The following is a 22806-nucleotide window of genomic DNA, read 5'->3' as shown; positions in this document are numbered from 1 at the left end:
ATCAGGCCTTGTCGCCGACGCGCGAGCCCGACAGCAGCACGCTGTGCAGGTCGGCCGAGAACGCGCGGACCGCTTCCATGCCGGCCTTGTTGCGACGTACCAGCCAGTTGTAGCCCATGACCGCCGGGACGGCGACCGCCAGACCGATGGCGGTCATGATCAGCGCTTCGCCCACTGGACCGGCGACCTTGTCGATGCTCGCCTGGCCGCTGATGCCGATCGCGGTCAAGGCGTGGTAGATGCCCCAGACCGTGCCGAACAGGCCCACGAAGGGCGCGGTGGAACCGACCGTGGCGAGAACCGCGAGACCGCCCTGCAGGCGCGACTGGATTTCATCCACCGCGCGATTGATGCTCATCGTCACCCAGCTGCTCAGGTCGATCTGCTCGACCAGCGTGCCTTCGTGGTGGTTCTGTGCGGAGACGCCGCGATCGGCGATGTACCAGAACGGGCTGCCGGCGGCGAGCGAATTGACACCGTCGGGCACCGAGCGGGCTTTCCAGAACGTCGCGTTGGCGGCTTTCGCCTGGCCCATCAGCTTGGTCTGGTCGATGAACTTGACGATCATGATGTACCAGGTCGCACCCGACATGATCAGCATCGAGATCAGCACGAAGCGGGCAACGAAGTCGCCCTGCTTCCACAGCGCGCCGATGCCGTAGGGGTTTTCGACACTCTCGGTTTTCGCTTCGGCCAGCGGCGCTTCGGCCGGCGCGGCTTCCGTTGTCGGCGCGGCAGGCGCCGGGTCCTGTGCGAACACCGTGCTCGACAACACCACCAGGGCGGCTCCGGCCAGCGCGTGCATCAACTGCTTGATTGAAACCATCTCTCATCTCCTCCAGATTCTGCGGATGTTCACTTCTGCTTACGGAACGTGTACTTCAACTGCGCCCATGCGGGTGATGGCTTGCCATCGACAGAGCCGGGTTCAAACTTGCAGCGTGACAATGCCGCCTGCGCCGCCTTGTCCAGACGCTCGAAGCCGCTCGAGGTCTGCACCTTGCTATCCGTCACCTTGCCGTCGACACCCACCAGCAGCTGCAAGGTCACCGAACCGGTTTCACCGAGACGCTCAGAGACGGCGGGATAGTCCGGCTCGCGGCACAGCTTGGCCTTCACTACCGGCGCCCTGGTCACGCCGGTCGCCGGCTTCGGCGGCGCAGGCGGCGCCGGTTTGTTCGACGCGGTGATGGTGTTGGTCGGCGCCGGTGCCGAGGCGATGTTGATTTCCGGCGGCGGCACGAACGGCGGCGGCGGGATGTCGAGCTTCGGCGGCGGCGGAGGCGGCGGCGGCGCTTCGTCGGTCTTCACCTCGTCGAGAATCTTGGTCTCGATCGGCGCCGGCAACAGCTCGATCGCCTTGCGGGCGAGACCGTTGACCAGGCCGTATACCAGCAGGATGTGAAAGATCACAACGCCGCTGATACCGATCACGCGCTTCTTCGGATCTTGGCGTTTGCCAAATTCCATCTTCTTGACCTCCTCGCACGGATCGCCTTAGGCGAACCTTCTTTGATCACCATCTCGCAGGGGACGGTGCATTTTGTATGGCACAATACCACTTCGTAATGACCAATACTACTTTTTTATAGAGCTTATCTTTGCGGCACGCCTCCGGGGCATTGCCAGGGCGGCCCCGTCGAGCCAGAACCAAGGTTTTCGAGCCATTCCCGAGCAAGCATGAACCAACGGGACCAGCGACCGGAATCGTAATATGCACTGCGGTTCCAGAATAAAACTTGTACGCCTTCATACTGTATTGGCAAAGTCAGCTCCCGCCAAGCGTCTTATGCGCTCAACCACCAATCAAAATTCCGGCGGCAAGGCACTACTTCATTTCCGTACCCCGATCTCTTCCGATTCTCAACCCCCAAAATGGACACTCGATGATTCGTTCTGCCCTGTTCGTGCCAGCAGACAGTGAAAAGAAAATGGCGAAAGCGGCCTCGGCCGGCGCCGATGCGCTGGTGCTTGATCTGGAGGATGCGGTATTGCCAGCGCGCAAATCTTTGGCACGCACGATGATGAGTGAATACTTGTCGTCGGCCACTTCACGCGAAAAGCTGTGGGTGCGCGTAAACGACCTCGCATCCGGCGAATTGCTGAAGGATCTGGCAGCGGTAGTTCCCGCTCGGCCCGCTGGTATCCTGCTCCCCAAGATACGCGGGCCTAAGGACGTCAGCGTGGTCGGCCACTACCTTGATGCATTCGAGAGCGAGCACGGACTACCCGCAGGACAGATCCGCATCACGGCAATCGTGACCGAAACGCCGTCATCGGTGCTGCGCCTCGGCGAACTGGTGAAGCTCGCCCATCCACGCATCCAAGTTATCACCTGGGGCGCGGAGGATCTGAGTTCAGCAATGGGCGCTGGCGATCCACGTTCGCCGAGCGGTAGCTGGCGTCCGGTGTACGAATACGCGCGCACGCAGTGTCTGCTTACAGCACATGCGCTGAGCGTCGAAGTACTCGATACCGTCTACGTCGACTTCAAGAATAGTGAAGGTTTACGCTTGGCTTGCGAAGCCTCTCGTTACGACGGCTTCATCGGCCGCATTGCGATACATCCGGATCAGGTTCCGATCATCAACGCTGCCTTTACGCCCAGCGCCGATGAAAGAGCTACCGCGCAGAAAATCGTCGACGCTTTCGCATCCGGTGCCGGAGTGGTGTCTATCGACGGCAAGATGTACGACATTCCGCATCTGAAGGCGGTGCGCAGAACCCTCGCTGCATGAATCCGCCGCAACGTCGAGTTCGGCGACGAGTCGACGCTTTACTCAGCGGTTTTTTTCAGTTGCAGGGCGCTGCGGCGGCAATGCGCGACGAGTTCGTTCTTCTGGTTGTAACCACGATGCAGAAATTCAACGATGCCAGCGTTCGGGCGCGACTTGCTCTCACGCAGCTGCAGCACTTCGGACTCTACTCGCAAGGTATCTCCATGAAACAGAGGCTTCGGAAAACGCACTTCGTCCCAGCCGAGATTGGCGACGGCTGTGCCATGCGTGGTGTCGTTGACCGAAATCCCGACCATCAGGCCGAGCGTGAACGCGCTGTTGACGATACGCGTACCGAACTCGGTGTGCTGTCGGCAGTACTCCTCATCCAGATGCAGATACGCTGGGTTATGGGTGATGGCGGTGAACCACACATTGTCGGACTCGGTAATCGTCCGCCGGATCGGATGATCGAATACCTGCCCTACCTTCAGCTCGTCGAAATACACGCCCGCCATCTGTCCACACTCCCACTTGGTTGAACGGCGCGGCTGACTTATTGGGTTCTGTGATCGCCGCGGACTGTTAGTATTGAACCATATTATTGTTTCTGCATACAGCGCCGCCAACCGAACCTGCAGATGAACCGCGATCAAGTCGTCGCCCTTGCCTTCCCCGAAGTGCAGCAGCGCTACACCGTCCGCGACACCATGCTCTATTCCTCGTCGGTCGGGGCTTGCCAGGACTCGCTCGCCGCCGGTGATTTGCGACTGGTATACGAACCCGGGTGCGGGCCTTGCCGTCGATGGCCGGCGTGCTGTCGCGTCGGGTCTGTGGGTGAAAAGGCCAGAGTTCGGCATCGCCTGGCCGTGGATGGTTCATGTCAAGCAGCCGGTCCAGATGCTGCGCCCCTTGCCGGCCGCGGTGCTGGTGACAGCCCGCCATCAGGTCACCGGCGTCGCTGCCAAGGGTCAGGACGGTGGCGCGCTGCTGGATTTTTCGCAAGTCGCTGTACAGCGAAGGCGACAAGCTGATCGGCACGGTCGACAGCGTCTATTTCCTGCGAGGTGATGGGGGCTGCGGCAGCTGGGGTGAAACGGGACTGGCGTTTGCAACCGTGCCGGGACACGAAGCCGACGGCAGCATCGACATCCTGCTCGCCGATTCGGCGGCTTTGCTCTATCGGCTCAACGGCGACTACACCCCCCCCTGCAGGCCGACCCGGCCGTCGCGCGCAAAGCAGGCTTCGATCGCCCCATTTTGCATGGTCTATTCGCGTACGGTGTAGCGTGCCAGTCGCTGGTTCGAAGTATCTGCGCCCATGATCCGGCGCGCCTGCTGATGATAGGCGCTCGTTTTACCAGGCCCGTATTCCTGGGAGAAACTTTGCGCAAGCAATGGTGGCTCGGCGAAAACGGGCTGCTGGAATTTTGCTGCGTCAGCGTCGAGCGCAGCGTGGTCGTGCTGGATCTCGGCCAAGCCCAGATCGCCGTGGCGTGACTCCGTCACGATTGAAGGAAACGGCGACGTTTAGTCGACAGATGTGATCGGCTGTGGATTGCCTATATTATTGGTGTTGGGGGATATCATTATTCCGACCCAGGCAACCGCCGATCGGTGGGCTCTCGGCCGGAGGGGTGGATTCCCGCCACGATCCGAAACGAAGGCCACCCAAAAATGTCGACCAAGAAGCCGTCGTCCAAAACCCCGGCAGCGCGCAAGAACGCGGCTCAGGCCGCGGCGCCATCCAGGAAAGTTAAATCAGAAGCGCCGAAAGCGGCAGCAAAGAAACCTGCCGCGAAAAGCCGAGCCGTCGCCGTCGAGCCAGAGGTCACGCCGATCGCATTGATGGACGGGATGCCCGCAACCGACGACGTGTCGCGGCAGGCGATTCGCTTGAGCTTCCTGGTCCATGACGTGTCGCGTATGCGGCGCGCCGCCTACGACCAGTTAATGAAGCCGTTCAATTTCACCCGGGCACGCTGGTGGATTCTGGCGCATTTGTCGCGCCACGACGGCATGATGCAGTCGCAGTTGGCCGACGTGCTCGAAGTCGGCAAGGCCAGCCTCGGCTCCGTCGTCGAACAGCTCGAGGCCGACGGTTGGGTCGAACGCCGTTCCGATCCGACCGACAAGCGCGCCAAGCGCGTGTACCTTACTCGTGCAGCGCAGCCCTTCATCAAGAAGATGACGCTTGAAGAAGACGAGTTCAACAACCGCATCCTCGTCAACCTGAACTCAGCCGACCGCGCCAACCTGGTGCGGATGCTGTCGTTGATCAAGGAGTCCCTACAGCAGTTCGCCAAGCTTTCGGACGCGGGCGTCGACTGAAAGCGGTCCGCGGCGCCGATTGCTTGGCGCTCGTCAATAAAGTATGGCAGCATACGTTGTTGAGAAAAGCTCGGCCGCGCCGCCGGCGGCTGTGCGCCGGGCGTCGTTCCCGTGCATTCGTCCGATAACCTAGGGCCGCGTCGACGCGGCGCCCCACAATGACTCCGAATACAGGGCGTACATGAGATCCAAGATTTACCCAGACGCCGCCAGCGCCATGGCCGGCGCGGTGAGCGATGGCATGACCATCATGTCCGGCGGCTTCGGCCTGTGCGGCATTCCGGAGAACCTGATCACCGCGCTGCGTGATACCGGCGCCAGGAACCTGACCGTGATCGGCAACAACGTCGGCGCCGATCACCACGGCATGTGGGCGGTGCTCGCCAACGGCCAGATCAAGAAGGTGCTGGCGTCCTACGTCGGCGAGAACAAGATCCTAGAGCAGCTCTACATGAGCGGCGGCGTCGAGATCGAGTTCAATCCCCAGGGCACGCTCGCCGAGCGCATTCGCGCCGGCGGCGCCGGCATTCCGGCGTTCTACACGCGCACCGGCTACGGCACCGCGGTCGGCGAAGGCAAGGAGACGCGGCAGTTCAACGGCGAGTGGTATGTGATGGAGACCGGCCTGGTCGCCGACGTGTCGCTGGTCAAAGCCTGGAAGGCCGACACCGAAGGCAACCTGGTGTATCGCAAGACCGCGCGCAACTTCAATCCGATGATCGCCACCGCCGGCAAGCTGACCTTGGTGGAAGTCGAGGAGATCGTCGAAGTCGGCGAGCTGGATTCCGACCAGATCCACACGCCGGGCATTTACGTGGACCGCGTGTTCGTCGGCCAGCACTACGTCAAGCACATCGAGCGCCTGACCACCCGCAAACGCGAAGCCGGCAGCGCTGCCGCCGGTTCGGAGATCTGACATGGCCTGGACCCGCGACGAAATGGCGCTGCGCGCCGCGCGTGAACTGCAGGATGGCTTCTACGTCAACCTCGGCATCGGCATCCCGACGCTGGTCGCGAACATGATTCCGGCCGGCATGAAGGTCACGCTGCAAAGCGAGAACGGCATGCTCGGCATGGGGCCGTTCCCGTATGAAGGCGAAGCCGATCCGGACCTGATCAATGCCGGCAAGCAGACGATTACCGAACTGCCGCAGACCAGCTATTTTTCCAGCGCCGACAGCTTCGCGATGATCCGCGGCGGCCACATCAACCTGTCGATTCTCGGCGGCATGCAGGTCGCAGCCAACGGCGATCTGGCGAACTGGATGGTGCCCGGCAAGATGATCAAGGGCATGGGCGGCGCGATGGACCTGGTCGCCGGCGTCAAGCGCGTGGTCGTGGTGATGGACCACTGCGAGAAGAGCGGCGCCTCGAAGTTCAAGCAAGCTTGCGATCTGCCGCTGACCGGCAAGGGCGTGGTCGATCTGCTGATCACCGATCTCGGTGTGTTCGAGATCGATCGCAGCGGCGCCAAGCCGCCGAAACTGCTGGAGCTGGCCAGCGGCGTCACCATCGACGAGCTGCGCAGCAAGACCGAAGCCCATTTCGCCATTGAAGAGAGTCTGTCATGAGCTTGCTCAAGTCACTGTTCGGGCCCAAACAGGCGAAGGTGGTTGAAGTCGCCCCTTTCGGTGTCAGCTTCGAAATGGAAAGCAACCAGACGTTGCTGGAAGCGGCGTTGAAAGCCGGCATTCCTTACCCGCACAACTGCACGGTCGGCACCTGCGGCTCGTGCAAGAGCAAGCTCAAACACGGCCGCGTGAACGCCCTCAGTGATTTCGGGTACACCCTGTCTCAGCAGGAAATCGCGGCCGGCTACATCCTGGCCTGCCAGGCGATACCGAAGGACCCGCTGACGCGCGTCACCGTCGAACCGCTTGTCAGCGATGCCCCAGCGCCGGAGAAGTACACCGGCAAGATCGCGGCTACCGAATCGCTGACGCACGACATCCTGAAAGTCACCATCGAACTGGATCGCCCGATCCGCTTCGTCGCCGGACAGTACGCCAATTTGCGCACGCCGGGGATGGAACGGGAACGCAATTATTCGTTCGCCGACTCCCCCGAACGTGAAGGCCGCAAGACCATAAATTTCTTCATCCGCAAGATTCCCGGCGGGGCTTTCACCGAAGCCCTGTTCGACGGCAAGGTCTCGGACGCATCGCTGGAGATCGAGGGTCCTTTTGGTCACTTCTATCTGCGGCCGAATGCCAGCCCGATGGTTTGCATCGCCGGTGGTAGCGGACTGGCACCTTTGTTGAGTCTGCTCGAGCACGCGAAACATACTCGGGTGAAACGTCCGTGCATGATGTTGTTCGGCGCCCGCACGCAAGCCGATCTTTACATGGTCGACCAGATCCAGGCGATCGCTGATGGCTGGGCTGACCGGTTCGTTTTTTTGCCGGTGCTGTCTCACGAGCCCGCCGACAGCTCGTGGACTGGCGCCCGCGGCCTGGTCACTCAGTTCATCACCGATGCACTGCCTGGCATCAACTGGAAAACCGCCGAAGGCTATATGTGCGGACCGCCGGGCATGATCGACGCCGGCATCTCGTCGATGACCGAGCAGGGCATGAGCCTGGAATCGATCCACTACGACAAGTTCACCGACGCGAGCCATTCTTCGAAAATGCCCTAGCGTAATCGCACCGAAAAGTCCCGACTCGTCGGGGCTTTTTTATGGGGGTCGGTAATACCGGCCCGGCCAATAAAAAAGGCCCGACATCGGTCGGGCCTTTTTGCATCATCCGCTAGCTACTACGGCGTCGCACTGGCAAACGGGTTCTCTCCCTCGGCCGCTGGTTCGGCGGCCGAGGCGGGCTCGGCCACAGTCGGCTGCTGCTCCATGCTGCTGGGCTCGCTTGCCGGCATCGGCTGGGGCTCGGGCTTGGACGGAATCGCCATCGAACCGTCCGCGCTTGCGCCGACGATCTTCAGCTCGACACGACGATTCAGCTCGCGGCCTTCATCGGTGTCGTTGTCCGCAATCGGCTGAGTCTCGCCATAACCAACCGAAGTCATACGCTCGCTGTTGATGCCGCGCCCCACCAGATACTGCACCACAGAGGACGCACGCCTGTCGGATAAGTTCTGGTTGTACTCATCGGAACCACGCGAGTCGGTGTGGCCGCCGATTTCGACGTTGATCTGCGGATTGGCCACCAGCTCGTCACCGACGTTGTCGAGGATCGCTTTCGCGTTGGGCGTCAAGCTGGCCTTGTCGAAATCGAAGTTGACACCGCGCAGCACGATCACGTCACCGGTGCCGCAACCGGCCAGCGACACGCGTTCGCCCGGCGCCGGGATCTTGCAGGGCGGCGGCGGCGGCGGCAGCGGGCAGCCCTTGTCGTTCACCGGGGTGCCGGGCGGCGTGCCGGGGCACATGTCGAGATCGTCGATCACACCATCGCCATCGCTGTCCGGCGGCGGCGGTGCAACGGTGACCGCAGGTGCAGCGGCCGGCGCGACCGCAGCGGCCGGCTTGTGGAAATACCAGTCCAGCGACAGGAACACCGACTGCGCGTCGTAGTCCGCATCGAAATGGGTCTGCGGCTGCAGGCGGTAGACGTAGAACTTGCCCGTGCCACCCTTGACGTAACGATAGTCCAGACCGACCGTGAATTGATCGCTGAAGTCGTAGCGCAGGCCGGCACCGCCCTGATAGGCGAAACGCGCGTCGTCGGAGCGGCGCGTGTCTTCGACGGTCGGCGTGATGACGGAAATCACCGTACCGTCGGTGTGGCGACCCACAGCCACCACGTTTTCGCGGAAATGGTTCATCGTGTAGCGGATAACGCCGCCGCCGCCGCCGATGTAGGGGTGAAAGCTGGAGCCGGGGAAGAAGTCGTACCAGAGGTTCAGGAACACCGTCGAGGTGTCGAAACTCACGTTCTTGGTTTCGGCTTCGGCATTGCCGGCCGTGCCCGCGGTCAGGAAGTCGATGCTCTTGGGTTTGTCGGTACGAAAGTCGAGTTCGAATTCCGGCCGTAAGCCGTTGGCGAACGAATAACCGCCGACCCAGCCGTAAGCGAGACCGGCCTTGTACTTGTAGTCGGCGATCGATTCGCCGCTGTTATCCATCAGCTGGTCTTCGACGATGATCGGCTGCTGCGGCACCGGCAGCACAGTCTGCTGACCTTTCCAGTCATAGGTCTGCGTGCCGGCCTTGCTGGCACCGATACGCGCGCCGATGTACGGGCCCTCGGTGGCCTGCGCAGGCCGCGACACCAGGCCTCCCACGATCGCCGCTAGCGCGGCGGCGTAAATCATCTTCTTGCGATTCATTGTCTCTCCCACCACTCGATTTTTATCAGCGTCGTCGTGCACGTTCTGGCTTTTCATGTCGACCTTAAGAACCGTAGTTCCAGGTAAAGGTCAGGCCGTAGGTGCGGGAGGCGCCGTAGATGCCGGTGTCGCCGAAGTCCTGACGATACTTCTGCGTGAAGAACACTTCGTCGGCCAGGTTCTTGCCGAACAGGCTGACGCGGATGTTGTGCGCCGGGTCATTGATGCCAAGGCGGGCATTGACGATGTAGTAGGACTCCTGTGTCAGCGTGTTGAGCGGGTCATAGAAGAAACCGTCGTTGTAGTACACGTCGGCACCGACATCGCCTTCCAAGCCCCAGAATCCGAGCGGGAAGCTGTAGCTGCCCGCCAGCGTACCGGACCACTTCGGCGTTCTGACGGTGTCGTTACCCTTGAAGTCATGTTGCGTGTATAGATACAGCGTCGGATCGAAGCCCTTGCCGACGAACTCGTCGTAACGACCGTGCAGGTAGACGCCGGTTGCCGAGAACACCAGCGATTCCGTAGCGAACCAGTTCAGCTCGACTTCGGTACCGCGAACGGTGTACTTGCCTGCGTTGACCAGGTTTGTCACGCCGCCGGAGGTCAGCGCCAGCGTCTGCACCTGCGCGTTTTCGACTTCGGTCTGGAAGAACGCACCGTTGAACTTCAGCGAGCGGTCATCGAAGAGTTCGGTCTTGTAGCCGATTTCATGCGACTTGGCGGTTTCCGGTTCGACGCGAGTCGGCGGATTGTTGATGTTCAGACCGTTGTAGTTGCCCGACTTGAACGCTTCCGAATACTTGTAGTACAGCAGGATATCGTCGGTCAGCTTGTAGTTGGCACCCAGGTTCGGCGTCAGGCTGTTCCAGGTGTGCTGCTGCGGGTTGTAGACGATCGCGTCGACCGTGCCGATATCGATCGGCGCATTGGAGACCAGGGCTTGCACGCCCGAATACTTCAGCTGGCGTTCTTCGGTAGTGACACGAGTACCCGCGATCGCAGAAAGGTTGTCGGTGAGCTTGAAAGTCAACTGGCCGTAGGCCGAGTACGAGTAGGTCTGGATGCCGCTGATGATCGGGGCGACGATCAGAGGATTCTGGTTGGCGTTCGGATCGGCGTTGCAGTCCAGACCCAGTGTCTGCAGGAATCCGCAGATCGGCGACTCGCCATTACCCAATGGTGAGCCCACGGTGCCAAGCACGGTCGCCAATGCATCGATCGTCGCCGGGTAGCGGCCGGTCTTGTAAGAGTTTTCGTAGTACAGACCACCGACCCACTCGAGCCAGTCGGGTGCAGTCGCCGGGTTTGAAGTAAAGATCAATTCGGCAGAGTCGGCACGAGCGGTGTTCGGCAGCGCGCTGATGTCGAGCACCGGCTCCGGAGCGGAGTCATAGTCGAAGTTGATGTTGCTGAGCGCGTCGGTGTGTCCGTAGACCAGCTTCATGTCGAACCAGTCGATCAGGTGCGACTCGGCCGAGAAGGTCGCGACACGGGTCAGCGCATGCACACCGACATTCGGCTCGTTGCCCGACTTGTGCGCTTCGTCGTTGTCGGTAAGCAAAGCCGTGAAAGCCGGCGCTACCTTTAGCAGCGTGGTGGCAACCGAGTCCGCATCCTGGTTCTTCAACCAGTAATAGGACGCCGTCATTTTCAGATCATCCATCGGCTCCCACTTGATGGCGCCGCGGAAACCGATGTTCCGATACGGCAGATATTTCCGATCCGGCTGCACGAAATTTTCGGTGAAGGCGTCGCGGTTTTCATACAGACCCGACAGGCTGTAGGTCACCGTATCCAGCCCAGGAACCGGTCCGGAGATCGCGCCCTTGGTCTTGTAATCGCCGTAGTTGCCCACCTGCTGCAGCACATCCGCGCGGAACGTGTTGCTCGGCTCCTTGAGCTTGATCAGGATCGCGCCGGCGATCGCGTTGCGGCCGTACAGGGTACCCTGCGGTCCCTTCAGCACTTCAACCTGGGAGACGTCGCCCAGCGCCTGCGCGGCGGAGAACGTAAACGGCAGATAAAGGCCGTCGATATATGTCGCGACACTGGAGTCGACCGCAGCCTGGAAGGCATCACCACCGATACCGCGAATGAAGATGATCGAGTAGCTGGCCATCGAGTCGTAAGTCAGACCCGGCGTCACCAGCTGCATGTCCTTGATGTCCGACACGCCCTGTGCTTCCAGCTGCGCACCGCTGAATGCGGTCACCGAGCTCGCTACTTCCTGCAGGTTCTGCTCGCGCTTCTGCGCGGTGACGACCACTTCTTCGATCATGCGGTTGCGTACGCCGCTACCGCCGGTGGTCGCTTCCGCTTCCGCTTCCGCAGCCGGCTCTTCAGCTGCCGCAGCCTGGCTGGCGTCGGGCGCGAGCGTCGTCAGCGCCACGCCGTCGCCGCCGGCCTCCTGGACGCTACTGGTTGCGGTCGAGGATTCGGCCTGCTGCGTGTCCGAGGGCGCCGGAGCTGGCGCGTCTGCGGTTTGAGCGGGAGCGGCAGATGCATCCCCCGGTGCCTCCATCTGAGCCAATCCAGGTGGCGAAAACGCGAGCACCAGCCAGCCGAGGCCATTCCGCCATATCTTCTTATCCACTACTCTCCCTCCAGTTACCGACTTTGAAGTCGTTGAACACGCACGTGGCGCCGGAGCGCCTGTTCTTGAATTCGTTATGACGCTTGAGTTCGCGCGAGCTTTAATGTGTGTTTGCTCAGCACGGCCGCTATGGTGCGACACTTTTCGTATGCGACCATATCATCTGGTTTCAGCCCATGCAACACGATTCATGTAGCCGGCCTGAATGTTTCGCGCTCCTCATATCCGACGCTCCCGAGGGCGATAAAACAGCGGCAATTGAAACTTACCATTTGCCGACTTTTCGCTGTTTTATAGAGGTACTCTCTTATTTATCGCTGCGACTCGGCTGTTACGGTTTACGCCCGGACCTGGATGCAAGGCAGGGCGAGCCATACCGGCCGGCCTGCTTTTCTCTATTAGTATGGACTGATACGATTCAACAATGCATCATTTAATGAGTGCCGCTTTTTGATGCGCTGCAGCAGGCGTTCGCGTTCCTACGGCCGCGGCAGCAGGCCTGCCGACAAGACGCAGCCACGGTACAAAACCGGAGGGGAGAAAATTAATGAATAGTCATACGGCCCAGGCGGGCCGGACCATCGATCTGTTCAGGCCGACGCTCCGGTCGGCCGCGGATATTGCCGCAGTCGAGCTGGCCAAGCCGGAAGATGTTCTGAGCTGCAACACCATCTACGAATGCATAGCGGCGTCGGCGCAAGCCTCGCCCGAGAAGGTCGCGCTGAGTCATCTGCTGTCCGCCGATCCGGAAGTCGCACCACGCGATATCCGCTATGCCGAGTTACTGACGCAGGTGCGGCGCGCAGCCAATCTCTTCAAGCGATTGTCGGGCGATGAGCGCACGTCGGTGTCGATCATCCTGCCGATGCTGCCTGAAGCGCTGATCGCATCCTGGGCCGGATCCACCGCAGGCATTTCCAATCCGATCAATCCCTACCTGGAGGTCGGCCAGATCGCTGCGATTCTGAACGCATCCAAGGCCACCGTGCTGGTCACCACGACGCGCCGTCACGGCGCCGGCGCCTGGGACAAGCTCGATCAGATCGTCGGCGCGGTGCCGAGCCTGAAGCGGGTACTGATAGTCGACTCCGAAAATCCGCAGAACGATTTCAACACCGCTGTCGCGGGCAGCGCCGCGGAACTCGAATTCGAACCGGGCAATGATCCCGATGCGGAGGCAGTCTACCTGCCAACCGGCGGCACCACGGCCGCACCGAAGCTGGTGCGCATGTCGCATCGCGGGCAGTTGTTGAATGCCTGGACCATGGGCGGCCTCGCCGGATCCGGGCCGGAATGTGTCGTCGGGCATGCAATGCCGAACTTCCATGTCGGCGGCTCGGTTCTGATCGCATTGCGCGTGATGCTATTCGGGCAGACGCTGCTGACCTTGACCACCGACGGCTTCCGCAACGTCGGCGTGGTCAAACATTTTTGGGACATCGCGCGGCGTCACAAGATGACCTCAGTGATCGCGACGCCGGCAACCGCTGCCGCGATCCTGGCGCTGCCGGGCACTTCGTCCGAAGGCCACAGCATTCGTTGCTTCAACTGCGGCGGCAGCACCATCCCGGTCGAACTGCTACGCGGCTTTCACCAGCGTTTTGGCATCTGGCTGCGCGAACTCTGGGGCATGTCCGAAATCCATGGCGCGGTGTCGAGCCATCCCGACGATGGCACACAACCGGTGTCCGGATCGGTCGGCATCCACCTGCCCTGGCATCCGGTCAAGGTGGTGGAGGTCGACGCCAGCAACCGCTTCGTCCGCGAGTGCGCGCCGGGCGAGCGCGGCCTGCTCGCGATCGGCGGCCCCGGCGTGACGATGGGCTACGTCGACAGCCGTCTCGACAAGGATTTTTTCATCACCGGCATGTCGGACGACAGGCGCTGGGCCAACACCGGTGACCTCGGCACGATCGACGAGAACGGCTACATCTGGATGTTCGGCCGCGCCAAGGATGTGATCGTCCGTGGCGGCCACAACATCGATCCGAAAATGATCGAGGAAGTGCTGGTCTGCCATCCGTCGGTACAGGTTGCTGCTGCGATTGGCCGGCCCGACGCTGCCAAGGGCGAGATGCCGATCGCCTACGTGCAGTTCAAGGAAGGCGTGAGCGCGCCGTCGGTGCAGGAGCTGATCGATCTGTGCAAGCGCGACGTGCAGGAACGCGCCGCGGTGCCGGTGGAAATCATCGCCATAGCCGCCATGCCGATGACAGCCGTCGGCAAGATCAACAAACCCGCGCTGCGTTATGACTCGATGCGTCGCGTGGCCAGCAGCCTGGCCAGTAGCCTGGTTGCGGAGCGAGGCAGCGTTGACGTCGTGGTCGACGAGAACGGCCTTCGTCCCTGCGTGACGGTCACAGTCCATTTGAGAGACGGCGACAGGCTTGCGATCAAGGACCAACTGACGGAAGCGTTTCGTACCTACGAGTTCCTGACCGTCGTCAACGTTGCGGTCTGAGCAGCAGCGGATCGATCGGCCGGCGCGCGCCGATTGGTCAGCTCGCGCCTCGATACCCACATAAAAAAAAGCCCCTCCGATGGCGAGGGGCTGAATGGCTCCCGGACGGAAGGGTAACCGTCGGGGAGCGAGAGGAAGGGATCGACAACGCCGCGTGCGGCGCGGTGCATCAATCAGGGCCGGACGAATCAGCCGCCGGCCGGCAGATAAATCGACTTCAGCTGCTGGTAACCAGCCAAAGCCTCGGGCCCGAATTCTCGGCCCAAACCGCTCGATTTGACGCCGCCGAACGGGGCATTGACGTCGATGACGTAGCCGTTGACGCCGATGGTGCCGGTGGAAACCCGGCGAGCGAGCGTGATCGCACGTTCGCTGTCGCCGGACCATACCGTGCCGCCGAGTCCGAACTCGGAGTCGTTGGCGATTTTCACTGCGTCGTCTTCGTCGCCATAGGGGATCACGGCCAGTACCGGCCCGAAGATTTCCTGCTGCGCGATAGCAGCGCGATTATCGACATCGGCAAATATCGTCGGCTCGACGAACCAGCCACGATCGGCGCGGTTTTTCGGGCGGCCGCCGCCGGCGACGACACGCGCTTCGCTTTTGCCCTTGGCGATGTAGCCTTCGACACGGGCGCGATGCTCGGCCGAAGCCAGCGGACCGACCTGCGTTGCCAAATCCAGCGGATCCCCGACGACCAGGCCCGAGGCCATCGCTGCCAGTGCATCGACTACCTCCTTGTAGCGGCTTTTCGGCGCGAGAATTCGCGTGCAGGCGGCGCAGGTCTGGCCGTTGTTCGCCAGTGCCGCGAAGTGCAGGCCCTGCATCACCGCGTCGAGTTTCGCGTCCTCGAGAATGATCGCCGCCGATTTGCCTCCCAGTTCCAGGCTGACCGGGCGCAACAGACTCCCGCAGACCTGCGCGATCGATCGGCCGGCAGCGGTCGAACCGGTGAACGCCACCTTGGTGATGCCGGGATGCGACACCAGGTAAGCGCCGAGTTCGCGGCCACCCGGCACCCAATTGATCACGCCGGCGGGCAGGTCAGCTTCTTCTGCGCACTCGGCGAGAATGAAGCTGTCGAGTACCGTGCCGGGCGATGGCTTGATTACCAGCGTGCAGCCTGCGGCGAGCGCCGGCGCGATCTTGGTCAGCGCCAGCACCACCGGGTAATTCCACGGCACGATCGCCGCCACCACGCCCAGCGGGTCGCGGCGAACCAGGGTATCGAAGCCCAGCGGTGACGGGCGTCGCTCTTCCTGCTGCATCGCGCCGGCCAAGCCTGCGTAGTAACGCGCCAATGCGACACCGTAGCCTCCTTCGAACTGCTGGCTCAATGCGAGCGGCATGCCGTTCTGCATGCTGACGGCACGGGTGATTCGATCGGCACGCTTTTCCATCGCGTCGGCGAAGCGACTCAGCTTCGCGGCGCGGTCGGCCGGCGATGTCTGCGACCAGCCGCCATCGAAAGCGCGACGCGCTGCGGCGACGGCCGCATCGACGTCCGCGTTGCTGGCTTCAGGAACGCTGCCGATGACCTCCTCGGTGGTCGCGCTGATCACTTCGATTCGCCGCGACGAGGCCGGCCTGGCCCACTTGCCATCGATGAACAGAGATTCGTGGTGCTGAGTCATGTTTCGGCTCCTCCGCCGTGAAGCTTTTATCGGGATCTACAGTCTTTTTCGGCCGGGGCTTCTAGGGCGCCGTGCCATGAATGTATTGTGCCATACTAGTTAGCCTAATCCGCTGCGGTCAATGCCCGCGCATAATTCGTCGCGCAACGGATCGCACCCAAGCCGCGCCCGATCGTCGCGGCAAATACCATCTCGAGGAGAGAAAACAGCATGTCCGACAAGTCGATCATCGTCCGCTCCTACAGCGATAGCTCGGTGGTTATCGCTGGTGGAACCTCGGGCGTGGGCCTGGCGACCGCGCTGCAGTTGGTCGATGCAGGCGTGCGGCGCATCGCGCTGCTCGGCCGCAACGCCGAGCGTGGCGACGTCGCGCGCAGGGTCGTGCTGGCGCGAGCACCGGAAGCCAACGTGGTGTTCGTTGCAGCGGACGCCAGCAAGATCGATCAGGCGGCCCGCGCGGTAGATGAAGCCAAGAGCAAGCTCGGCAGCATCGACGTGCTGATCAACTCGACGATCGGTCTGTACACGCCGGAGCCGCTGCAGAAAATCGCACTGGAAGATATCGAGCCGATCCTGCTCGCGACGATGCTCGCGCCGATGCTGATGAGCCGGCTGGTACTGGAGCCGATGCGCGAACGCGGCGGCGGCGTGATCCTGAACATGGCATCCGACGCGGCCAAGGTGCCGACGCCAGGCGAAACCATCCTGGGCGCCGGCATGGCCGGCATCGTCGTGTTCTCGCGGACGCTGGCGATGGAAGCCAAGCGCCACGGCATTCGCGTCAACGCCATCACGCCGTCCTTGATCGAAGGCACGCCGACGGCGGCGCGCGTACAGAAGGAAGGCTTCAGTGCCAAGCTGTTCGAGCGCGTGGCCGCGCTGGCGGATCTCGGCGTCTGCACGCCTGAGGATCTGGCCTCGCTGCTGGTATTCCTCAGCGGCCCCGGCGCTTCGAAACTCACCGGCCAGACCATCAGTGTCAACGGCGGTATTTCCGCTGCCTGAGCTTCACCCGGACTTCAAGGACTGGACCACCTGCTCGAGGCGCGCCGTGATCGCGTCGAGCTTGTCGGTGCTGGTCGCAGTCGCCACCGGCTGCGCCAGCATGCCGCGATAAATCACTTTGGCCACACCGTCGGCGACCTCTTCGATCGAAAACTCACCCTCGCCGCGCAGGAACGCCCAGGTGCGGTGTTCGATACAGCCGAATAGCATGTCACGCAACATCGGCGCCGACACATCGTCGTGGAATTCGCCGCTGGCGATCGCCTGCTTGCAGACCCGCAGCGCGTCTGACGTGAAGCGTTGGTTCAGATCGAAGAACGGCGAGCCGCGGTAGCTGGGATCGGGTCGCAGCTCCAACAACATGAAACGCGCGAGCACGGGTTCATGGCGGATGATGGTCAAGGTCCGCCACGCCAGGTGGCGCAATTTGTTCATCGTGCCGTCGATCGAATCGATACGCGAATCCTCGGCCAGCGCCTCGCCGAACCAGGCTTCGGCAACTTTCACCAGCAAGTCGCGCTTGTTCTCGAAGTAACGATAGATCGTGCCCTCGACCACGCCGGCTCGTTCGGCGATCTCAGAGATCAGCACCTTCTCGTAACCCTTTTCAGTCACTGCCGCGCGGGCCGCCGCCATGATGTCGTTGATACGGTCGTCCGACGACAGCCGGTTGACCGTCTTGCGCGTCGCCACTCTTTCAGTTTTCCGCATTCTGGACCTCGGTCCGGCCATCTAATGAATATTACTCATTATTTATTTAAGTTCTTAATCAATTGTTTTAATTGTAAATATACTCAAGGCTTGTCATCGAGATGATCGTCGATCGATTGACGTTAATGAATCGACTTCATTAGCATGGATTCATTACAGGAGAACCGCATCCAATGAGTATAGAAAGCATTCTGGCCACGCTCGAATGGACCGCCGAGAATTCACTCGAAAGCGCGCGCCAGTGGAAAGAGAAAAGCGGCCAGCGCATCGTCGGTTCGTTCCCGATGCACTTCCCCGGCGAGATGGCACACGCCGCAGGATGCACGCCGGTAATCCTGCAGGAGAACCATGAGCCGATCACCGTCGGTCACGGCATGATCTATCCGTTCTACTGCGGATTCACCCGCAGCGTCGTCGACCAGGCCTGCAAGGGCGGTTACGAATTCCTCGACGCGATCATGTTCGGCGATCACTGCGTGCAACTACTCGGCGCCGCCGACGTCGTGCGCGCCAAGCTCCCGAACACACGCGTGCATTTCTATCAGCTGATCTCGTCGATGAGCGATCCCTGGAGCCTCGGCCGCGCTCGCGAAACCTTCCTCAACCTGAAGGAAGGACTCGAGGAGATGATCGGCCACAAGATCGACGACGAGGCGATGCGCGCCAGCATTCGGCTGTTCAACAAGAACCGCCAGCTGCTGCGCCAGCTCTACCAGATGCGCCGCGACGGTGACGCACGCATCACCGCCAAGCAGATGCAGATCCTGGTCAAGAGCAGCATGATCATGGACCGCGCCGAGCACACCAAGCTGCTCGAAGAGTTGCTTGCGGAGTTCGACAAGAGCAAGGCCACCGCGCAGCGCGGCGTGCGCGTCTACCTGTCCGGCCATTTCTGCCAGTCGCCGAAAACCGGCGTGCTCGACATGATCGAAGAATGCGGCGGCATCGTCGTCGACGACGATCTGTACCACGGCCAGCGCTTCATCTCGACCGATGTTGACGAGACCGGCGATCCACTGGATGCGCTCGCCAAGTGGTATCTCGAACGAAACCTGAAAGTCCCCTGCCCGACGCGCGTCGATCAGAACGCGGACTGGGAGAACTATCTGCTTGGCGCCATGGACCGCAGTCAGGCTGACGGCATGATCGTGCTGATGGCCAAGTTCTGCGAGCCGCACATGTACTACTACCCCGAAATCAAAGAGGCATTCGACAAGCACGGCCGGCCGCATCTGCTGATCGAGACCGAGCACGAGCAGAACTCGTTCGAAGGCCTCAGAACCCGCGTCGAAACTTTTCTCGAAGTCGTCAAACGTCAGACCGCCGCCCGGAGAATTGCAGCATGAACGACCTGATCCTGCCCCCGATCAAGAAGGCGAATCGGCTGAAGACCTCGTCGATGAACAACAAGATGGTCAATGACTATTGGACCGACGTATTCAACGCCAAAGCCGAAGGCAAGCTGGTGTGCTGGTACGAAGGCGTTGCGATCAACCCGCTGATGCAGGCGGCGGACATCCGCTGGGTGCATGGTGAAGCCTGGTCGGCCTTGCTGGCCGCACGCAACAACGAAGAGCCGGCGCAGACTGCAGCCGAACATCGCGGCTACATGAAAGAGCTGTGCTCCTACGCGCGCACACACATCGGCTGTGGTGTGCTCGCCCAAAACCGCGGCGTCGAAGCCAGCGGCTCGAGCTTTTCGGATGCGCTCGGCGCCGGCCTGCTCGGCGAGCGCATCCCCGCTCCGGACATGTTCATCAGCGCGTATCCGTATTGCAGCACCGGCCAGCAGTGGGACGAAATGCTGTTCCGCCTATTCGGCAAGAAAATCCCGATCTTCAACATCTCGGTGCCGTGGGTCTGGGGCAACAAGCCAGACGCAATCTACCTCGGCGGCTCGGAATTCAAAGAGGCCACGCAGTACATGGTCAAGCAGATCCGCGCCTGCACCGACTGGATCGCGGAGCAGACCGGCAAGAAATACAACTGGGACAAGCTCAGCGAGATCATGAGCTACACCAAGCAGGCCGGAAAGCTGCGCATGGAAGCGATGGAACTGTGCAATGCCAAGCCTGCACCGGCCAGCTTCTTCGACTGGACAACGAGCCTGGCGCCAGTGAACTTCATCCCCGGAGGCCCGGCCATTGTCGACTACTTCGAGAAAACCAAGACCGAAATCGTACAACGCATCGCCGACAACGAAGGCGGTATCCCGCAGGAGAAATATCGCCTGTTCTGGGACGGCATCATGAACTGGAACAAGATTGGCTGGCTAGCGAACAAGTTCGCCAACTACGACGCCAACATGGTCGCCGGCCGCTATACGCACATGGGCTTCTGGCACGAGTACGAGTCGATCGACGTCGAGAACCCGCTCGAGGGCATGGCGATCAACTATCTCGTCTGCCCGATCAATCTGTCGGCGCCGCTGATGATCGAGGAGATCATCAAGCTGTGTAAGCACTATGAGATTCAGGGCATGGTGATCCACGCGGCGCGCACCTGCCGCGCGTTTTCAAACCCGCAGTTCCTGATCGCCGACGCCGTGCAGAAGCGCTTGGGCCTGCCGGTGGCGATGATCGAGGGCGACATGGTCGACGAGTCGTTCTACAAGGACGAGATCGTCAACAGTCGCGTCGAAGCCATGCTGGAAGCCATCGAAGCCCGCAAGCGCGTCGGCATCGCAGCATAGACCGGCTCGAAGCACTCCGATCAGGAGACACGACATGAAGTCCTTTGTAATGGGCATCGACTTCGGCTCCACGACCACCAAGACGGTGATCCTGGACCTGAAGGGCAAGCTGGTGGCGTCCTGCGTCGAGAGTCAGGGATCGATCAGCGCGGAAGGCTCGCGGGCGTCGATGGCCGGCGCTCTCGCACAGGCCGGCATCACGCAGAAGGACATCGCACGCGCGGTCAGCACCGGCTACGGCCGGCGCATGATCGAAGTCGCCGACCAGAGCTACACCGAGATCACCTGCCACGCGCGCGGCGCGATTGCGATGTTCCCGGAAGCGCGCCTGGTGATCGACATCGGCGGTCAGGACAGCAAGGTCATTTCGGTCACCGGCGACGGCCTGGTGCAGCAGTTCGCAATGAATGATCGCTGCGCGGCCGGCACTGGTAAATTCCTGGAAGCGCTGGCTCGCGCGGTGCAAGTGTCTGTCGAAGAAATGGGCGCGCTGGCGATGACCTCGACCGAAAGACTGGTCGTGTCGAACATGTGCGCGACGTTTGCCGAGACCGAAGTAATTTCCTTGCTGGCCGAAGGTAAGTCCAAGCCCGATGTGCTCGGCGCGGTCCATGCGGCGATCGCCAGCCGCACCGCAGGCCTCGTCGCACGCGTCGGCAATCGCAACCCGATCGTGATGACCGGCGGCGTCGCCAAGAATCACGCAGCGGTGCATTACATCGAGCAGGAGCTCAGGGCGAAAATGCTGATCGCGCCCGATCCGCAGATTGCCGGCGCACTCGGCGCAGCGCTGTTCGCTCTCGACGAAGTCGCCAAGCCCAGCGCCGAGCTGATAGACGAAGAAGACGTGGTGGACGAGGCAATGTCGACTGCCAGCGGTTGCGCCACGCAACCGTGCAAAACGGCGCCGAAGCTGCCCGCCAACGAGCGGCTCCTAATCGGACCGATGTGAGCGCCATGTACAACATTTCGAACGCTGTCTGGCTTGACAGGTCGCGCTTTGATCGTATGATCCCATACTATCAAAAGCGACGTGGTTCGGCCTCGCTTGGCTGCCGTCGCTTTTATGTTTAATCGAAATAAACCGTTCGTTTAATTCAATGCCGCATTGCCGCTGTGAGGAGCCGTTCCATGATTGACTATCTCAAGTACTACACCGCCGCGCTGCTGCTGGCGGCCGGCTTCGCCGGCTTCGCCCTGGGTGGCGATTACCTCTGGCTGGGCTTCAGCACTTTTGCCGTCGTCACTTTCCTGGACTTCGTGCTGCCGCGCGATTTCAGCATGCGCAAGATGAACTCCGCGTTCTGGGCCGCGATCCCGGTGTGGATCGGCTCGCTCGGGCCGATCGCGATGTTCCTGGCTTTTGGCTGGCGCATGCACATCGAGGAACTCAATGGCATGCAGCTGCTGGGCGGCACGCTGAGCTGCGGCTGGCTCGCGTTGGTCCCCGGCATTGCAGCTCAGCACGAGATGTTCCATGCACGCGGCACGATCACGCGCACCATCGGCCGCTACGCCCAGTTCACGTTGCTCGATGGCATGCGCGATATCGAGCATGTGGTCTATCACCACATCGACGTGTCGACGCCGCACGATCTCAGCACCGCGCCGCGCGGCACATCGATCTACAAGTTCACGCCGCGGGCGGTATGGGGCACGATCAGCTATGCGCTGAAAGCCGAGAGCGAAGCGCTGCGCAAGCGCGGCCTGAGCGGCTGGAACTGGCGTCACCGCGTCTGGAAGATTGTTGCGATCCAGCTGGTGTTCCAGAGCGTCATTTTCGCGATGGCAGGCTGGATGGGTGTTTTCTGCGTGCTGTCGGCAATGGCCATTGCCAAAGTCTGGACCGAATCCTTCAGCTACTTCCAGCACTACGGTCAGACCCGCGTGCCGGGCACGTCGGTGGGCCGTCGGCACGTCTGGAATCACCTGGGTGCGATCACGCGCCTGGTCGGCTTCGAGCTGACCAATCACGCCGACCACCACATGAATTCCTATCAGCCCTACTACAAGCTGGTACCGCATCGCGAAGGCATCGAGATGCCGAGTGTGTTCGTCTGCTTCCTCGCCGCGCTGATTCCGCCGGTCTGGGACGAGTTCATCATCAAGCCCGCGCTGAAACGCTGGGACATGGAGTACGCGACGCCGGGCGAGCGCAAGCTGGCGCGCGAACAGAACCTGGCAGCCGGCTGGGAAGACTGGTTCAGCACTTCCGAGTCCTGGCCGGTCAAGGGCGCGCGGATCGGCATCTGATGGGACGCAAAAAATTAGCGTTGTATTGGTGAGCACAAAGCCCCCGAAACGGGGCTTTTTTATTTTATACGAGGTGCAGCGCTGTGCCTGATGCACCGGATTGAACACTTACATCGCTGCAG

The 22806-nt window shown here is 61.5% G+C and carries 20 protein-coding genes and 1 pseudogene; 13 read left to right on the top strand and 8 right to left on the bottom strand.

Annotation, left to right across the window (positions count from 1 at the left end; genetic code table 11):
• Position 1: 1 nt before the first annotated feature.
• Both ACQZF9_RS03570 and ACQZF9_RS03565 read right to left on the bottom strand, forming a co-directional pair.
• Positions 2-826, bottom strand: a complete 825-nt coding sequence (locus tag ACQZF9_RS03570) for a MotA/TolQ/ExbB proton channel family protein (protein ID WP_428311899.1) — start codon at positions 824-826, stop codon at positions 2-4.
• Positions 827-855: 29 nt separating this feature from the next.
• Positions 856-1470 carry an energy transducer TonB gene (locus ACQZF9_RS03565; protein ID WP_428311898.1) on the bottom strand — a complete coding sequence of 205 codons (615 nt, stop codon included), beginning with the start codon at positions 1468-1470 and terminating at the stop codon, positions 856-858.
• A 416-nt stretch (positions 1471-1886) separates the two neighbouring features.
• Here ACQZF9_RS03565 and ACQZF9_RS03560 point away from each other — a divergent pair, with 416 nt between their 5' ends.
• Positions 1887-2738 carry an HpcH/HpaI aldolase/citrate lyase family protein gene (locus tag ACQZF9_RS03560; protein WP_428311897.1) on the top strand — a complete coding sequence of 284 codons (852 nt, stop codon included), beginning with the start codon at positions 1887-1889 and terminating at the stop codon, positions 2736-2738.
• A 38-nt stretch (positions 2739-2776) separates the two neighbouring features.
• Here ACQZF9_RS03560 and ACQZF9_RS03555 read toward each other — a convergent pair whose 3' ends face one another.
• A complete protein-coding gene (locus ACQZF9_RS03555) occupies positions 2777-3235 on the bottom strand; it encodes a MaoC family dehydratase (RefSeq protein ID WP_428313357.1) in 459 nt (152 codons plus the stop codon).
• A gap of 461 nt (positions 3236-3696) precedes the next feature.
• Here ACQZF9_RS03555 and ACQZF9_RS03550 point away from each other — a divergent pair, with 461 nt between their 5' ends.
• From ACQZF9_RS03550 to ACQZF9_RS03525, 6 genes and pseudogenes are all read left to right on the top strand, one after another.
• Complete coding sequence (locus tag ACQZF9_RS03550) at positions 3697-4005, top strand: hypothetical protein (protein WP_428311896.1); 309 nt, start codon at positions 3697-3699, stop codon at positions 4003-4005.
• Positions 3978-4076 (top strand): annotated as a pseudogene (locus ACQZF9_RS03545) (3-alpha,7-alpha,12-alpha-trihydroxy-5-beta-cholest-24-enoyl-CoA hydratase); the annotation flags it as partial. The gene ACQZF9_RS03550 and the pseudogene ACQZF9_RS03545, both read left to right, overlap by 28 nt.
• 318 nt (positions 4077-4394) lie before the next feature.
• Positions 4395-5048 (top strand): MarR family winged helix-turn-helix transcriptional regulator, encoded by a 654-nt coding sequence (locus tag ACQZF9_RS03540; RefSeq protein ID WP_428311895.1) that lies wholly within the window; start codon positions 4395-4397, stop codon positions 5046-5048.
• Positions 5049-5229: 181 nt separating this feature from the next.
• Positions 5230-5964 carry a CoA transferase subunit A gene (locus tag ACQZF9_RS03535; protein ID WP_428311894.1) on the top strand — a complete coding sequence of 245 codons (735 nt, stop codon included), beginning with the start codon at positions 5230-5232 and terminating at the stop codon, positions 5962-5964.
• A gap of 1 nt (position 5965) precedes the next feature.
• On the top strand, positions 5966-6619 hold the full coding sequence (locus tag ACQZF9_RS03530) for a 3-oxoacid CoA-transferase subunit B (RefSeq protein WP_428311893.1): 654 nt from the start codon (positions 5966-5968) through the stop codon (positions 6617-6619).
• Complete coding sequence (locus ACQZF9_RS03525; RefSeq protein WP_428311892.1) at positions 6616-7686, top strand: 2Fe-2S iron-sulfur cluster-binding protein; 1071 nt, start codon at positions 6616-6618, stop codon at positions 7684-7686. The genes ACQZF9_RS03530 and ACQZF9_RS03525 overlap by 4 nt, the downstream gene beginning before the upstream one ends.
• Positions 7687-7805: 119 nt before the next feature.
• On the opposite strand, the gene ACQZF9_RS03520 is transcribed toward ACQZF9_RS03525, so the two are convergent.
• On the bottom strand, positions 7806-9332 hold the full coding sequence (locus tag ACQZF9_RS03520) for an OmpA family protein (protein ID WP_428311891.1): 1527 nt from the start codon (positions 9330-9332) through the stop codon (positions 7806-7808).
• Positions 9333-9396: 64 nt separating this feature from the next.
• A complete protein-coding gene (locus ACQZF9_RS03515; RefSeq protein ID WP_428311890.1) occupies positions 9397-11928 on the bottom strand; it encodes a TonB-dependent receptor domain-containing protein in 2532 nt (843 codons plus the stop codon).
• Between the two features lie 547 nt (positions 11929-12475).
• On the opposite strand from ACQZF9_RS03515, the gene ACQZF9_RS03510 reads away from it, so the two are divergent.
• On the top strand, positions 12476-14389 hold the full coding sequence (locus tag ACQZF9_RS03510; protein ID WP_428311889.1) for an AMP-binding protein: 1914 nt from the start codon (positions 12476-12478) through the stop codon (positions 14387-14389).
• Between the two features lie 188 nt (positions 14390-14577).
• Here the strand turns inward: ACQZF9_RS03510 and ACQZF9_RS03505 are convergent, their stop codons facing one another.
• Both ACQZF9_RS03505 and ACQZF9_RS03500 read right to left on the bottom strand, forming a co-directional pair.
• On the bottom strand, positions 14578-16023 hold the full coding sequence (locus ACQZF9_RS03505; RefSeq protein ID WP_428311888.1) for an aldehyde dehydrogenase: 1446 nt from the start codon (positions 16021-16023) through the stop codon (positions 14578-14580).
• A 104-nt stretch (positions 16024-16127) separates the two neighbouring features.
• Entirely contained in the window at positions 16128-16253 is a 126-nt protein-coding gene (locus ACQZF9_RS03500) for a hypothetical protein (protein WP_428311887.1), read from the bottom strand.
• Between ACQZF9_RS03500 and ACQZF9_RS03495 the strand changes: the two genes are divergently transcribed.
• Entirely contained in the window at positions 16234-17028 is a 795-nt protein-coding gene (locus ACQZF9_RS03495; RefSeq protein ID WP_428311886.1) for an SDR family NAD(P)-dependent oxidoreductase, read from the top strand. The genes ACQZF9_RS03500 and ACQZF9_RS03495 overlap by 20 nt on opposite strands.
• 3 nt (positions 17029-17031) lie before the next feature.
• Here the strand turns inward: ACQZF9_RS03495 and ACQZF9_RS03490 are convergent, their stop codons facing one another.
• Positions 17032-17721 (bottom strand): TetR/AcrR family transcriptional regulator, encoded by a 690-nt coding sequence (locus tag ACQZF9_RS03490; protein WP_428311885.1) that lies wholly within the window; start codon positions 17719-17721, stop codon positions 17032-17034.
• Between the two features lie 191 nt (positions 17722-17912).
• Between ACQZF9_RS03490 and ACQZF9_RS03485 the strand changes: the two genes are divergently transcribed.
• From ACQZF9_RS03485 to ACQZF9_RS03470, 4 genes are all read left to right on the top strand, one after another.
• Positions 17913-19085 (top strand): 2-hydroxyacyl-CoA dehydratase subunit D, encoded by a 1173-nt coding sequence (locus ACQZF9_RS03485; protein WP_428311884.1) that lies wholly within the window; start codon positions 17913-17915, stop codon positions 19083-19085.
• Positions 19082-20431 carry a 2-hydroxyacyl-CoA dehydratase subunit D gene (locus ACQZF9_RS03480; protein WP_428311883.1) on the top strand — a complete coding sequence of 450 codons (1350 nt, stop codon included), beginning with the start codon at positions 19082-19084 and terminating at the stop codon, positions 20429-20431. Before ACQZF9_RS03485 ends, ACQZF9_RS03480 begins: the two co-directional genes overlap by 4 nt.
• A gap of 34 nt (positions 20432-20465) precedes the next feature.
• A complete protein-coding gene (locus ACQZF9_RS03475) occupies positions 20466-21383 on the top strand; it encodes an acyl-CoA dehydratase activase (RefSeq protein WP_428311882.1) in 918 nt (305 codons plus the stop codon).
• A 179-nt stretch (positions 21384-21562) separates the two neighbouring features.
• On the top strand, positions 21563-22684 hold the full coding sequence (locus ACQZF9_RS03470) for an alkane 1-monooxygenase (RefSeq protein WP_428311881.1): 1122 nt from the start codon (positions 21563-21565) through the stop codon (positions 22682-22684).
• The last annotated feature ends 122 nt before the right edge of the window (positions 22685-22806 follow it).

Origin of the sequence: Hydrocarboniphaga sp. (genome assembly GCF_965279055.1) — a bacterium.
GTDB lineage: Bacteria > Pseudomonadota > Gammaproteobacteria > Nevskiales > Nevskiaceae > Hydrocarboniphaga.
Note: the sequence above shows the minus strand (reverse complement) of the source record. Positions and strands in the feature narration are given on the sequence as shown.

Bases quoted from the DNA above. Each gene is read 5' to 3' on its own strand.
- ACQZF9_RS03570 (WP_428311899.1), bottom strand. From the start codon at position 826: ATGGTTTCAATCAAGCAGTTGATGCACGCGCTGGCCGGAGCCGCCCTG.
- ACQZF9_RS03565 (WP_428311898.1), bottom strand. From the start codon at position 1,470: ATGGAATTTGGCAAACGCCAAGATCCGAAGAAGCGCGTGATCGGTATC.
- ACQZF9_RS03560 (WP_428311897.1), top strand. From the start codon at position 1,887: ATGATTCGTTCTGCCCTGTTCGTGCCAGCAGACAGTGAAAAGAAAATG.
- ACQZF9_RS03555 (WP_428313357.1), bottom strand. From the start codon at position 3,235: ATGGCGGGCGTGTATTTCGACGAGCTGAAGGTAGGGCAGGTATTCGAT.
- ACQZF9_RS03540 (WP_428311895.1), top strand. From the start codon at position 4,395: ATGTCGACCAAGAAGCCGTCGTCCAAAACCCCGGCAGCGCGCAAGAAC.
- ACQZF9_RS03535 (WP_428311894.1), top strand. From the start codon at position 5,230: ATGAGATCCAAGATTTACCCAGACGCCGCCAGCGCCATGGCCGGCGCG.
- ACQZF9_RS03530 (WP_428311893.1), top strand. From the start codon at position 5,966: ATGGCCTGGACCCGCGACGAAATGGCGCTGCGCGCCGCGCGTGAACTG.
- ACQZF9_RS03525 (WP_428311892.1), top strand. From the start codon at position 6,616: ATGAGCTTGCTCAAGTCACTGTTCGGGCCCAAACAGGCGAAGGTGGTT.
- ACQZF9_RS03520 (WP_428311891.1), bottom strand. From the start codon at position 9,332: ATGAATCGCAAGAAGATGATTTACGCCGCCGCGCTAGCGGCGATCGTG.
- ACQZF9_RS03510 (WP_428311889.1), top strand. From the start codon at position 12,476: ATGAATAGTCATACGGCCCAGGCGGGCCGGACCATCGATCTGTTCAGG.
- ACQZF9_RS03505 (WP_428311888.1), bottom strand. From the start codon at position 16,023: ATGACTCAGCACCACGAATCTCTGTTCATCGATGGCAAGTGGGCCAGG.
- ACQZF9_RS03495 (WP_428311886.1), top strand. From the start codon at position 16,234: ATGTCCGACAAGTCGATCATCGTCCGCTCCTACAGCGATAGCTCGGTG.
- ACQZF9_RS03500 (WP_428311887.1), bottom strand. From the start codon at position 16,253: ATGATCGACTTGTCGGACATGCTGTTTTCTCTCCTCGAGATGGTATTT.
- ACQZF9_RS03485 (WP_428311884.1), top strand. From the start codon at position 17,913: ATGAGTATAGAAAGCATTCTGGCCACGCTCGAATGGACCGCCGAGAAT.
- ACQZF9_RS03480 (WP_428311883.1), top strand. From the start codon at position 19,082: ATGAACGACCTGATCCTGCCCCCGATCAAGAAGGCGAATCGGCTGAAG.
- ACQZF9_RS03475 (WP_428311882.1), top strand. From the start codon at position 20,466: ATGAAGTCCTTTGTAATGGGCATCGACTTCGGCTCCACGACCACCAAG.
- ACQZF9_RS03470 (WP_428311881.1), top strand. From the start codon at position 21,563: ATGATTGACTATCTCAAGTACTACACCGCCGCGCTGCTGCTGGCGGCC.